Origin of the sequence: Amycolatopsis nivea (assembly GCF_004522235.1) — a bacterium.
Taxonomy (GTDB): Bacteria; Actinomycetota; Actinomycetes; order Mycobacteriales; family Pseudonocardiaceae; genus Amycolatopsis; species Amycolatopsis nivea.
In genome coordinates this window covers 59,297-72,638 of the sequence record NZ_SDLT01000012.1, presented here as the reverse complement: position 1 = coordinate 72,638, position 13,342 = coordinate 59,297, and the positions used below count along the sequence as shown (strand labels likewise).

The following is a 13,342-nucleotide window of genomic DNA, read 5'->3' as shown; positions in this document are numbered from 1 at the left end:
CGGTTCACGATGACATCGCCGGACGGCTCCCGCCAGCAGAATCGTCAGAACAGCAGCGGCAGCAACGCTTGGCGCCGCTTCAGCACCGCACCGTAACGGGCGTCGAGGCGCAGCCACGAATCAGTGGCGGTCACCCGGACCACGTCGCCGTCGATCGACGAATCGAACAGCCCCATCCCGGACAGCGCGAACAGGCACCGCATCTGGACCTTGACCTCGAGGTCTCCCCCGGTGACGGTCAGCACCGCCTGGTCCATCAGCGAGGCGGGCGGCGTGCCGTGCGGACCGGCGTTGTCGCGGGCGAGCGCGACGCCGCGGTCGGCCAGGTCCGACACCACGTCGACCGGCAGCTCGTCGACCTGCTGCCACCGGTCGGACACCGGCAGCTCGGCGTGCCACAGCAGGTCGCGCGCCGGGCCCGGGTCCATCACCTCGCCGCCCGCGACGGCGAGCGCCGCGAGCAGTTCGTTGCCGGACACCGTGACGTCCGACGGCGTCACCGTCCCCGCCACCGCGCGGGTCGCGAGGACCTCGAACGGCGTGGCCGTCCACGCCTCGACGACGTCGTCGCCCCGGCGGCGCAGCCGGACGGCGGTCGTGCCGTCCAGCCGCACCGCGCGGGCCACGAACGCGCTGAGCGTCTCCCGGTCGCCCGGATCGGGAATCCGCAGCTCAGGCATCGGCCAGCACCCGCTTGAGGAATTCGGATTCCTCGTCGCTGAGCCGGCGCGGCCGGAGGTTGGCCGTGTCGTACGGGGCCAGCACGGTCTCGGCGGTGACCGCGACCGGATCGGTCGCGTCCGGACCGGTCCGCACGACGTACCCGAGCGTCACCGTCGAGGCCTTCAGCTCGGTGAGCGTGATCTCCACGCGCACCGAGCGGCCGGGCGCCGCGACGATCGGCGCGCGGTAATGCACCCCGAGCTTCACGACCACGACGCCCTTCGGCAGTTCGGTGAGCCCCGCGCGCTCGGCTTCGCCGAACAGCACGGGCACCCGGGCCTCTTCGAGCAGCGTCACCACGTTCGCGTGGTTGACGTGCCCGTACACGTCCATGTCCGACCATCGCGGCTGGACGTGGGAAACGAATGTCACCGCACCGTGCTCCGGATCTGGCGCGCGGCCACGGACAGCGTCGCGAGGTCGAGCCGCCCGGAACGGGTGATCTCGTCCAGCGCCACGCGCGCCCGCGAAAGCCGCGACGCGTTGGCCTTCTCCCATTGCTCGATCTGCTCGTCGACGGACAGGTCCTGGTCGCTGTGCCGCAGTGCGTCGAGCGCGATCGCGCGCAGGGAACCGTACACGTCGTCGCGCAGCGAGAGCCGGGCGAGGGCGTGCCAGCGGTTGCCGCGTTCCAGCGCGCTGATCTCGGTGAGCATCTTGTCGATGTCCAGGTGGTCCGACAGCGCGTAGTACAGCTCGGCGGTGTCCGCCGGGGTGTGCGTCGCGTCGAGCCCGACCTGCTGTTCGGCCAGCTCCGCCACCTCGACCACGTCGAGCAGGCCGTAGCTGTGCAGCAGCAGCGCCACCCGGCGGGCGAGATCGGCGGGCACGCCCTGGTCGACCAGCGCGGCCGCGTCCTGCTCGACCGACTCCAGCTCGCGCCCGCGCAGCAGCTCGCCGAGCTTCGGGCCGAGTTCCGCGAGCACCGGGCCGAACCGGTTGATCTCGGCCAGCGGCGCGAGCGGCTGCGGGCGGTTGGTGAGGAACCAGCGCGCGGCCCGATCGAGCAGCCGCCGCGTCTCCAGCACCATCCCGTCCGCGACTTCGGTCGGCACCACGTTGTCCAGCGCGTCGATCTCGGCCCACAGCTTCGGCAGGTCGTAGACGTGCGTGACCACCGCGTACGCGCGCACCGCGTCGGTGGCGGTCGCGTTCATCTCCTCCATCAGGCGGTAGACGAACGAGATGCCGCCGCCGTCGACCAGCTCGTTGGTAATGAGCGTGGTGATGATCTGGCGGCGCAGCGGGTGCTGCGCGATCGCCGCGGCGAACCGCTCCCGCAGCGGGGCCGGGAAGTACTCCGGCAGCCTGCGGGTGAACACCTCGGACTCGGGCAGGTCGGAGGCGAGCAGCTCGTCCTTGAGGTCGAGCTTCACGTGCGCGAGCAGCGTCGCCAGCTCCGGCGAGGTCAGGCCCTCGCCCGCCTTCTCCAGCGCGCGGAACTGCGACGGGGTCGGCAGCGCCTCCAGCTTGCGGTCGAACGCGCCCTTCGCGACCAGCGCGGACACCTGCCGCGCGTGCACCGACACCATCGGCCCGGCGTGCGCCCGGCTGACGCCGAGCACCGCGTTCTGCCGGTAGTTGTCCGCGAGCACGAGCGAGCCGACCTCGTCGGTCATCTCGCCGAGCAGCTCGTTGCGCCGCGCGTGCTCCAGCTCGCCGCCGGCCACCAGGTGGTCCAGCAGGATCTTGATGTTGACTTCGTGGTCGGAGCAGTCGACGCCGGCCGAGTTGTCGAGCGCGTCGGTGTTGATCTTGCCGCCGGTGCGGGCGAATTCGATGCGGCCGAGCTGGGTCAGGCCCAGGTTGCCGCCCTCGCCGACGACCTTCACGCGCAGCTGGTTGCCGTTGACGCGGATCGCGTCGTTGGCCTTGTCGCCCGCCGCGGCCTGGCTTTCGCTCTCGGCCTTGACGTAGGTGCCGATGCCGCCGTTCCACAGCAGTTCGACCGGGGCCAGCAGGATCGCCTGGATCAGGTCCATCGGCGCGAGCTTCGTGACGCCCTCGTCGAGGCCGAGCGCCTCGCGGACCTGCGGGGTGATCGGGATGGTCTTGGCCGACCGCGGGTAGATCCCGCCGCCCTCGCTGATCAGCGAACGGTCGTAGTCGTCCCACGAACTGCGCGGCAGGTCGAACAGCCGCCGCCGCTCCGCGTAGGACGACGCGGCGTCCGGGTTCGGGTCGAGGAAGACGTGCATGTGGTTGAACGCCGCGACCAGCCGGATGTGCTCGGACAGCAGCATCCCGTTGCCGAAGACGTCGCCCATCATGTCGCCGATGCCGACGACCGTGAAGTCCTCGGTCTGGGTGTCCTTGCCCAGCTCGCGGAAGTGCCGCTTCACGCTCTCCCACGCACCCTTGGCGGTGATGCCCATGGCCTTGTGGTCGTAGCCGACCGAACCGCCGGAGGCGAACGCGTCGCCGAGCCAGAAGCCGTACTGCGCCGAGACTTCGTTGGCGATGTCGGAGAACTTCGCGGTGCCCTTGTCCGCCGCGACGACCAGGTAGCTGTCGTCGGCGTCGTGGCGCACCACGTTCGGCGCGGGCACGGTCTCGCCCTCGACGCGGTTGTCGGTGAGGTCCAGGAGGCCGGAGATGAACATCCGGTAGCAGGAGATGCCCTCGGCGAGCTGGGCGTCGCGGTCGACCCCGGCGTCGCCGGTGGGCCGCGGCGGGCGCTTCACCACGAAGCCGCCCTTCGCGCCGACCGGCACGATCACCGCGTTCTTCACCGCCTGCGCCTTGACCAGGCCCAGGATCTCGGTGCGGAAGTCCTCCTGCCGGTCCGACCAGCGCAGGCCGCCGCGGGCGACCTCGCCGAACCGCAGATGCACGCCCTCGACGCGCGGCGAGTACACGAAGATCTCGTACTTCGGGTGCGGCTCGGGCAGCTCCGGCACACCGCTCGGGTCGAGCTTGAGCGCCAGGTACGGCCGCGGGTTCCCGTCGGCGTCGCGCACGTGGTAGTTCGTGCGCAGGGTCGCGTTGATGACCGCGAGCATCCTGCGCAGGATCCGGTCCTCGTCGAGGCTCGTGACCTCGTCGACCATCGAGGAGATCTCGGCGGTCAGCGATTCCTCGTGCGTCTTCCGGTCCACATCGGACAGTTGCGGGTCGCAGCGGGTTTCGAAGAGCCGCACCAGTTTCGTCGCGACCTCGGTGTGCTTGACGACCGTGTTCTGGATGTAGGACTGGGAGAACGGGCTGCGCGCCTGCTGCAGGTAACGCGAGTAGGCCCGCAGCACCGCGGCCTGGCGCCAGGTGAGCCCGGCGCGCAGGACGAGCCCGTTGAGCCCGTCGACCTCGGCGTCGCCGCGCCACGCCGCGTGGAACGCGTCCTGGAACCGCTCGCGCACCTCGACCGCCGCCGCCTCGTCGGCTTCCTCGAGGCCCTTCTTGTCGACGCGCAGGCCGAAGTCGTAGATCCAGCTGGCCCCGCCGTCCTCGCGGAACAGCTCGTACGGCCGCTCGTCCACCACCTCGACGCCCATCGCCTGCAGCACCGGCAGCACCTTGGACAGGGTGACGCCCTCGCCGCGCAGGTAGAGCTTGAACCGCCGCTCGCCGGGTTCGGCGTCGGCGGGCAGGTAGAACGACAGCGCGAGGTCGCCCTCGTCCGCGAGGGTGTCGAGCTTGGCCAGGTCGGCCAGCGCGTCCTCGGCGGTGAAGTCTTCCTTGTACGCCTCGGGGAACACCGCGCCGAAGCGCTGGCCCCGGTCGACCGCGGACTCCTCGCCCATCATCCCGATCGGGCCGCCGTCGCCGACGCGCTCGCGGCGTTCGGCGATGATCGCCTCGACCAGCCGGTCGTCCCAGCTGCGCACGACGGTGTTCAGGCGTTCCTGGATCCGCAGCGTGTCCGGCTCGAGGGCGTTCGACGGGTCGGTGTGCACCATGAAGTGCACCTGCGCCAGCAGCGTTTCGCCGACGCGCGCGCTGTACTCCAGCTGCGTGCCTTCGAGTTCTTCCAGCAGCACTTCCTGCATCGCCAGCCGCGAGCGCGTGGTGTAGCGGTCGCGCGGGAGGTAGACGAGGCAGGAGTAGAAGCGGCCGTACGGGTCGCGGCGCAGGAACAGCCGCAGCCTGCGGCGGTCGGAAAGGGTGATCGCGCCGGTGGTGGTGTAGAAGAGCGAATCGGTGTCCGCGGAGAACAGGTCCGCGCGCGGCCAGTTCTGCAGGACCTCCAGCATCCGCTGGCCGGAGAACGACTCCATCGGGAACCCGGCGCGGTGGATCACCTCGCGCACGCGCTGGCCGACCACCGGGATGTCGAGCACGTTCTCGTGCAGCGCGGTGGTGGTGAACATGCCGAGGAACCGGTGCTCGCCGGAGACCTTGCCGTGCTCGTCGAACGTCTTCACGCCGACGTAATACGGATAAACCGGACGGTGCACGGTGCTCGGCGCGCTCGCCTGGGTGAGCACGAGCAGCGACGGCGCGAGCGCGTCGACCGAGCTGTCCGGACCCGCGGTGAGGCTGCGCGCGGCGAGGCTGTCCTGGCGCAGCACGCCCAGCCCGGACGCGAGAACCGCGCGCAGGGCGGGCTCGTCGCTGTCCGGCTGCGGGCTGTCGACCAGCTCGTACTTGCGGTAGCCGAGGAAGGTGAAGTGGCCGTCGGCGAGCCAGCGCAGCAGGCGCGCGCCCTCGGTGACCTCGTCGTCGCTGGGCAGCTTCGGCGGGTGCTGCTCCAGCGTTTCCGCGAGCGAGCAGGCCGTCTGCGCCATCTTCTCGGCGTCCTCGACGACCTCGCGCACGTCGCCGAGCACCGACGTCAGCCGGTTGTCCAGCTCGCGTGCCCGCTGCGGGTCGGTGACGAGGTCGATCTCCACCAGCATCCACGATTCCGCGGACGCGCCAGCCGGCGGATCGGCCGGGTCGGCGTCGAGGTGCAGGCCCTCCAGCTCGCCGGTCAGGCCGCGGCTCACCACGACGATCGGGTGCACGATGCGCTGCACCTGCACGCCGTCGCGGGCGAACTCCGCGGTGACGCTGTCCACGAGGTAGGGCATGTCGTCGGTGACGACCTGCACGACGGTCGCGTCGCGCGTCCAGCCGTCCTCGGCGGTGGTCGGGTTCAGCAGCCGGACCGCCGGGCGCCCGGGCATGCGCTGCTTCGCCAGCTGCAGGTGCGAGCGCACCGCGCCGACGAGCGCTACCGGATCGTCGCCGACGATCTCGTCGGCCGGGATGTGCCGGTAGTACAAGCGGATCAGGTCCGCGATCTCCGGCGCCTGCGCCGCGGCGGTGTCGATCAGCTCGTCCCGGATCTGCTCCGGGCTGGCTGTCGTGCGGCGGGCGGCGCCGGCTTCGGTGCCGACATCGGGCGGGGACGAAACTCCCGTCGAGCTCATTGAGCAACTCTCCAGTATGCGAGACCGAGATGCGTCCGTCACCACAACGTGCCGGACATCCCTCACCCTAATCCGCCCGGAGACGCCCCTGTGCGCGGCGGGGAAAGACTTAAGGTTCGTTTCAGGGGTCCCCGGCGCCGCGCTCGCGCGGGATCGGTTCAGCTACCGGCGGGTTCGGCGAGGGCGGTTTCCGGCAAAAGGCTTGGCACGAGGCCGGAGCGCCGGTTTCGCGGCCGCGGCGGCCGCTTCGGGATCGGTTCAGTGCCCGTATCGCCCGCGGCGGGAACGGAAAAGGTTGCGTCGCTCCCCTGCGAGAATTCCCACCCGTACGGGCTAATTCTTCCGTTGCTGCGGAGGGAGCCGGGGTTTCAGGATGGGGCGCCCGCGAGGTGTCCGCAGATGGCGGACGGGGCAGCTTGTGCTGCTTCGTCGCGGCGCGTCCAACCAGTGAGTGGGAAAACCGCTTGGCGCAGCGCGGAAAACGGGACGATCTTCCGCTCCGGCGCGGAGTGCTCCCGCAGAGGTACGTGAGGGTGGCCCTCACGTACCTCTCGATGCCGGAGCCGCGGGATTCTCCGCGTCGGCGAGGTTTTCCGCCAGCAGGCTGCCCTCCCACAGCGGTCCGTGAAGGACTCCTTGAGGGAATCTGATTCCCTCAAGGAGTCCTTCACGGACCACTCGAGGTCGCGTCCGCGTGAATCGTTGTCCCGCTGCGGAATCCGCCCGGCCGAACCAGCGTTTCCCCTGCGGCGCAAGAACTTTCCGGCGCGCGTCAGTCGCCGTTGTTGCGGTGGCGGTCCGCGGTCGCTCGGCCGTTGATCGGCTTCGGCTCGTCGTTCGGGCCGAGGCGTTTCACCAGCGCGGCCGCGCTCGCGGTGCCCGCCTGGTGTTCGGCGAGAGCGCGGGCGAGCAGTTCGGCGAGTCCGGCGTCCGGCGGCGGTTCGTCCTCCGCGATGGCTCGCGCGTAGCCCTCCGGGAACGGCTGCTCCGACGGCGTCCACGCGTCGATGTCGGACAGCGGGTCCAGCGCCGGCGGCATCCGCAGCCGCGGGAGCCAGGGCTCCTCGGCAGGCTCCGGCTCCTCCGGCCGCGGCGCGGGGGCCAGCTCCGGCTTGTCCTTCGCCGCGGTGTCCGGTTCCGCCGCGGCGGATTCGGGACGTCCGGGCTCGTCGGCCCGGCGCCGTCCGCCGCCTCCGCCGCTCGCGGTGATGCCCAGCCGGTCCAGCACGGACTTCGCGGCGACCGAGCCGTGTTCGGCGTCGTGCCGGGTCTTGCGGCCGCGGGTGTCGCGGCGGGCCGCTTCCTCCTTGGCCCACTCGGCGCTTTCCCACAACGGCGCGGCGGGCTCGTCCGCGGGAGCCGGGGCGAGCGGAAGCTCCGGCAGGATGTCCGACAGATCGGGCATCCGCAGCGAGAACCGCGGTGCCTCCTCGGCCGGAGCCTGCGCTTCCGCCGCGCGACGAGGAGTCTCGGGCCGCGTTTCAGCAACCGCCCGCACCGGCTCCTCGGACTTCGTCTTCTCTTCCCGACGAGCGGGCGCGTCCTCCGCCGACCGAGGCGCGGCAGGCGGCTTCTCCGGCCAGCGAACCGCCGTTTCCTCGGCAGGCTGCGCCGTCTCCGCCCGGCGACGACCCGGCGTGGCCTCAGCGACCTCGGCAGGCCGTGCCCCAGCGCTCTCGGCGACCTCCGCCGGACGTCCCGACGCCGCTCGCGAAGCCTCCGTCCGGCTGACCGGCTCCGCAGCCGCCCGCTTCCGCGGCGCGGGCGCGTCGGCGCTCTTCCGCCCGAACGGCCGCGCCCATCCCGGCAGCACCGGCGACTTGCGGTCCTCGGCCCGCCGCCGTCCGCCGGTCCGCGGAGCCTCCTCGGCCTCTTCCCGGATCGCCGGGAGCACCGAAGTCTGCTCGACCTCCGTCTCCGCCGCGGCCCGCCGGAACGACCACGCCGGCTTCTTCTCCCCCGCCTCGACCCACGCCGCGGCCGAAACCGGCGCCGCGGGCACCTCGACCTGCGCCGGAACGACCGGCAGCGGAGCCGCGACCGGGTCCGGCCGCTCGGCGGGGACGTCCCGGATCGCCGGCATCACCGAGGTCTCCTCGGCCGCGACCCTCGGCTCGACCTCCATCGACACCGGGCGGCCGTCGCGCGGGGCGGACGCGGCGAGGACGTCGTCGAGGTCCATCGACGCGACCGACTCGGCGCCCAGCTCGCCCGCGATCAGCCCGCACGCCTGGCGCCGGGCCCGCGCGTGCACGTGTTCCGCGGCCCGCGCGCGGTGCAGGCATCCGATGGCCTCTTCCGCGCTGCCGAACCGTTCCTCGATCTGCGCCAGCTCCAGCCACAGCCGCGCGGTGACCGCCGCGAGCCCGTGCCGGTCGGTGGCCGCGACGGCCTCCCCCACCAGTTCGGCAGCGGCGTCACCGGCGCCGGAAGGCAGGTGAATGCGCGTCGCCACCGCCAGCCGCAGCCACGCCGCGGGCGCGACCCCGGCGGCCCGGACCGGCTCCCGCAGCACGGGTTCGGCGATGTCGTAAGCCATGTCCGCGTCGCCGCGGTCGAGCAGCGTGCTGACCAGCTGCAGCACGAGCCGGATCCGGACGAGACCGCCGTCGTCGCCGGGCCGGTCCATCTTCTCCAGGAACCCGAGCCCGGTCCGCGCGGCGTCCGCGGCCGCGGTGAGGTCGCCGTGCCGGCGCCGGTGCGCCGCGGTCCCGTTGCGCAGCAACGCCCGCATCAGCAGCCGGTCGTCCGCGTCGAGCGAATCGTCGGCCACCAGCAGCCGGTCCGCCTCGACGAGCACGCGGTCCAGTTCCGCCTTCCGGCCGAACGGGGCGAGGCACCCGACGAGATGGCACAGCGCTTCCGCGCGCAGCGACGGCGGCACGTCCTCGGACAGCACCGGCCGCAGCGCGGCCAGCCCCATCAGCGGAACGCCGAGGCTGCGCGAGCACACCGCGAGGTCGACGCGCAGCCGCGCCGCCGTCGTGGCGTACCCGGCGTGCTCGGCCGCGCGCAAAGCCGCGACCGCGCGGCCGACCGTGGACGTCCGCGCCCCGGTCCGCACGCGCGCGGACACCACGAGCGCTTCCGCCCGGATCCAGTGCCCGTCCGCGCCCGCCGCCTCCGCGAGCGCGGCCGAGCGTTCGCCGAGGACCAGCGAAAGCTCGGGCGCCCGGAAGCGGAGCGATTCCGCCCGGTCGATGAGCCGACCGAGGTCGGCGAGGGTCCCGCCACTGGCAACGGCGGGCCGCCCGTCCGCGGTCGCGGACGGGCTGGGCCGGTTGTGCCTGCTGGTTTCCACTCGGGACCCCCGCGCCGGTCAGTCGCGCTTCAACTTGCGGTGGGTGACCCGGTGCGGACGAGCCGCTTCGGCGCCGAGGCGCTCGACCTTGTTCTTCTCGTAGCCCTCGAAGTTGCCCTCGAACCAGAACCACTTCGCCGGGTCCTCGTCGGTGCCTTCCCAGGCGAGGATGTGCGTCGCGACCCGGTCGAGGAACCACCGGTCGTGGGAGATCACGACGGCGCAGCCGGGGAACTGCTCGAGCGCGTTCTCCAGCGAGCCCAGCGTTTCGACGTCCAGGTCGTTCGTCGGCTCGTCCAGCAGGATCAGGTTCCCGCCCTCTTTGAGCGTCAGCGCGAGGTTGAGCCGGTTGCGCTCGCCGCCGGACAGCACGCCGGCCGGCTTCTGCTGGTCCGGGCCCTTGAAGCCGAACGCGCTCACGTAAGCGCGCGAAGGCATTTCGGTCTGCCCGACGTGGATGTAGTCGAGCTTGTCCGACACGACCTCCCACACGGTCTTCTTGGGGTCGATCCCGCCGCGGCTCTGGTCCACATAGGACAGTTTGACCGTCTCGCCGATCTTGACCGAGCCGCCGTCCGGCTCCTCGAGCCCGACGATGGTCTTGAACAGCGTGGTCTTGCCGACGCCGTTCGGGCCGATCACGCCGACGATGCCGTTGCGCGGCAGGTCGAAGGAGAGCCCGTCGATGAGCACCCGGTCGTCGAAGCCCTTGCGCAGCTTCTCGACCTCGACCACGACGCTGCCCAGCCGCGGGCCCGGCGGGATCTGGATCTCCTCGAAGTCGAGCTTGCGGTGCTTGTCCGCCTCCGCGGCCATCTCCTCGTAGCGGTCGAGCCGCGAACGGGACTTGGTCTGGCGCGCCTTGGCGTTGGACCGCACCCATTCCAGCTCGCTCTTGAGCCGCTTGGCCAGCTTGGCGTCCTTCTTGCCCTGGACCTCGAGCCGCTCGCGCTTCTTCTCCAGGTAGGTGGAGTAGTTGCCCTCGTAGCCGACGACGCGGCCGCGGTCGAGCTCCATGATCCACTCGGCGACGTTGTCCAGGAAGTACCGGTCGTGGGTGACGGCGAGGACGGCGCCCTTGTAGGTGGCCAGGAACTGCTCCAGCCACAGCACGCTTTCGGCGTCCAGGTGGTTGGTGGGCTCGTCGAGCAGCAGCAGGTCGGGCGCGGAGAGCAGCAGCTTGCACAGCGCGACGCGGCGGCGCTCGCCGCCGGAGAGGTGGGTGACCGGCTCGTCCGGCGGCGGGCAGCGCAGCGCGTCCATCGCCTGCTCGACGGTCGAGTCGAGCTCCCACGCGTCGGCGTGGTCCAGCTCCTCCTGGAGCTGGCCCATCTCCTCCATCAGCGCGTCGCTGTAGTCGGTCGCCATCAGCTCGGCGATCTCGTTGTAGCGGTCGAGCTTCTGCTTGGTCTCGCCGAGGCCCTCCTCGACGTTCTGCCGGACGGTCTTCTCCTCGTTCAGCTCCGGCTCCTGCATGAGGATGCCGACGCTCGCGCCCGGCTGCAGGAAAGCCTCGCCGTTGCTGGCCTGCTCGATCCCCGCCATGATCTTGAGAACGGTCGACTTGCCGGCGCCGTTCGGGCCCACGACGCCGATCTTGGCTCCGGGGTAGAACGCGGTGCTCACGTCGTCGAGGATCACCTTGTCCCCGACGGTCTTGCGCACCTTCTTCATGGTGTAGATGAACTCGGCCATGCCACCGATCGTAGAGTGGCTCCTCCGGCGGCCTGACGGCGGTTACCACCGCGCTACCGAGGGTCAGGTCGTCCTCACTCCGGCGATATCAAATCCGGGGAGTCATTCCGCCCGTTTGCCCTCGGCGAGGTTCTTCAGCATCGCGTTGTAGGCGGCGAGTTCTTCGCCGCCGGTGGTCTCCTCGCGCCGGTCGCGCCGCTTCGCCTCGCGCTCGTCCTGGCGGGCCCACTGCACCAGCAGCGCGATCAGCACGAGCAGCACCGGCACCTCGCCCGAAGCCCACGCGATGCCGCCGCCGAGGCGCTGGTCGGTCAGCAGGTCGCCGACCCACGGCAGCTTCAGCGCCGTGTAGAACTCGCGGCCGATCACGGTCTGCATGTTCATCAGGATCACGCCGAAGAACGCGTGGAACGGCATGGCGCCGAACATCATCCCGAGCTTCCCGATCGGCGGCAGCCGCCGCGGTGCCGGGTCGACGCCGATCACCGGCCAGTAGAAGACGTAGCCGACGAGCAGGAAGTGCGCGTTCATCGCCAGGTGCGCCCAGTGGTAGTTGAGCGCGCTGTCGAAGAGGCCGGAGAAGTACAGCGCGTAGAACGACCCGACGAAGAGCAGCAGGGCGACGATCGGGTTGGTCAGGAACCGCGAAACCGGCGAATGGACGGCGGCCAGCAGCCATTCGCGCGGTCCGGGAGGCGCTTCGCGGCCGGCTGGCGGGAGCGCGCGCAGGGCAAGCGTGACCGGGCCGCCGAGCACCAGCAGGACCGGCGCGACCATCGACATCAGCATGTGCGTGCCCATGTGCACGCTGAACATCGCGGGCGCGTACCGGCCGATGCCCGACGAGGTGGCCAGCAGGATCACCAGGCAGCCGGCGAGCCACGCGACGGTCCGGCCGACCGGCCAGGTGTCGCCGCGCTTGCGCAGCCGCCGCACGCCGGCCAGGTAGAGCCCGGCGAGAACGATCGCGAGGGTGCCGTAGATCAGGTCGAACCGCCAGTCGGTGAGCAGCCGCCAGAACGTCGGCGGGCCCTGGAGGTCGTAGCCGATGAGGAGTTCGACAGTGCCCGGCTGGGTGACCGCGTCGGCCGGCGGCGGCGTGCGGGCGAGGCCGGACGCGATGCCGATGGTGACGAACATGATCAGCACCTCGACGGCGGCGAGCCGCAGCAACTGGCTGCCGCCCTTGCCGTCGACGAGGTTGGCCACGCCGCGGCTGCGCTGCTGCTGGCCGAAGACGCCGAGCAGCAGCAGCGCGACGATCTTGGCGACGACGAGCAGGCCGTAGTCGGTGGTGAAGAGGTCGCCGAGGTTGATCCGGACCAGCGCGTTGACGATGCCGGACACCGCCATCACGACCCAGCAGACCAGCGCGAGCTTGGAGAACCGCTGCGCGGCGAGGCTGAGGTTCCTGCCGCGGCGCCAGCCGAGCGCGAGCACGGCGAGCAGCCCGCCGACCCACAGCGCGGCCGCGACGAGGTGGAACAGGAGGCTGTTGGTGGCCAGGTCGTGCGAGCCGCCGCTGGCCGAGTGCCCGGTGACCGCGACCGGGACGAGCCCGGCGACGGACAGGAAGAACAGCACCGCCGTCCAGCCCCAGCTGAGCACCAGGCGGCAGCCGAGGGCGAGCAGGATCGCGATCAGCGCCGTCCACAGCCACGCCTTGGGCTGTTCGATCGCGCCGACGAGGCTCAGCAGGGTGTCCGGCGAAAGGACGTCACCGAACGGCTTGCCCGCGCTGTCCGCGGCGGTGAAAGCGACCGACAGGATCGAGGCGGCGAACCACACCCACGCGGCGATCCCGGCGGTGCGGACCGCGGCGTACCCCTCGGGCGCGAGCGTGCCGGATTTCTGGGGCGGCACGAGGAAAGCGGCCAGCAGCAAGGCGCCGACGCACACGACCGACGCCGCTTCGGCGAGCACCCGGACCACCGTGACGCCGTAGCGGGTGACGAGTCCCGGGTCCGGCAGCCCGGCGATGACGTAGCCCGCGCCGCCGGTGAGCGCGACGAGCCCGACCGCGACGACCGCGCCGAGCACGACTCCGACCGAAAGCAGCGGGAGCACGCTCGTCTTGCGGCCGCGGTTCGGGGCGGGTTTCGTCACAGGTTCCGAGCTCACGGTACGAGAGTAGGCCGGTCGCGCGCGCGGCGGTGCGCGGGGCGGGGCGCTCGCCGGGTTTCGCGCCGGAACGCTCGCTTGCGGTGTTTGCGCTGGTCGAGGCGGGTTGCCGGACGGAATCCGGTGCACGGCAAGGCTTTCCTCTATGCTC

General features: G+C 71.5%; 6 protein-coding genes. All 6 read right to left on the bottom strand.

All coding sequences use genetic code 11. The features are described from left to right. Positions 1-44: 44 nt before the first annotated feature. Positions 45-680 (bottom strand): DUF8010 domain-containing protein, encoded by a 636-nt coding sequence (locus tag EIZ44_RS16665; RefSeq protein ID WP_134729562.1) that lies wholly within the window; start codon positions 678-680, stop codon positions 45-47. Beyond that, positions 673-1,095: an acyl-CoA thioesterase gene (locus EIZ44_RS16660; protein ID WP_037814068.1), complete on the bottom strand. Its 423-nt coding sequence runs from the start codon at positions 1,093-1,095 to the stop codon at positions 673-675. The genes EIZ44_RS16665 and EIZ44_RS16660 overlap by 8 nt, the downstream gene beginning before the upstream one ends. Continuing rightward, positions 1,092-6,074: an NAD-glutamate dehydrogenase gene (locus EIZ44_RS16655; RefSeq protein WP_134729560.1), complete on the bottom strand. Its 4,983-nt coding sequence runs from the start codon at positions 6,072-6,074 to the stop codon at positions 1,092-1,094. Before EIZ44_RS16655 ends, EIZ44_RS16660 begins: the two co-directional genes overlap by 4 nt. A gap of 772 nt (positions 6,075-6,846) precedes the next feature. Beyond that, complete coding sequence (locus EIZ44_RS16650; RefSeq protein WP_134729559.1) at positions 6,847-9,375, bottom strand: hypothetical protein; 2,529 nt, start codon at positions 9,373-9,375, stop codon at positions 6,847-6,849. A gap of 18 nt (positions 9,376-9,393) precedes the next feature. Continuing rightward, on the bottom strand, positions 9,394-11,070 hold the full coding sequence (ettA, locus tag EIZ44_RS16645; RefSeq protein ID WP_037814074.1) for an energy-dependent translational throttle protein EttA: 1,677 nt from the start codon (positions 11,068-11,070) through the stop codon (positions 9,394-9,396). Between the two features lie 102 nt (positions 11,071-11,172). Then, the gene (locus tag EIZ44_RS16640) at positions 11,173-13,191 is read right to left on the bottom strand and encodes a bifunctional copper resistance protein CopD/cytochrome c oxidase assembly protein (RefSeq protein ID WP_205673176.1); all 2,019 of its coding nucleotides are present in this window, start codon (positions 13,189-13,191) and stop codon (positions 11,173-11,175) included. Between the last annotated feature and the right edge of the window lie 151 nt (positions 13,192-13,342).

Bases quoted from the DNA above. Each gene is read 5' to 3' on its own strand.
- EIZ44_RS16665 (WP_134729562.1), bottom strand. From the start codon at position 680: ATGCCTGAGCTGCGGATTCCCGATCCGGGCGACCGGGAGACGCTCAGC.
- EIZ44_RS16655 (WP_134729560.1), bottom strand. From the start codon at position 6,074: ATGAGCTCGACGGGAGTTTCGTCCCCGCCCGATGTCGGCACCGAAGCC.
- ettA (WP_037814074.1), bottom strand. From the start codon at position 11,070: ATGGCCGAGTTCATCTACACCATGAAGAAGGTGCGCAAGACCGTCGGG.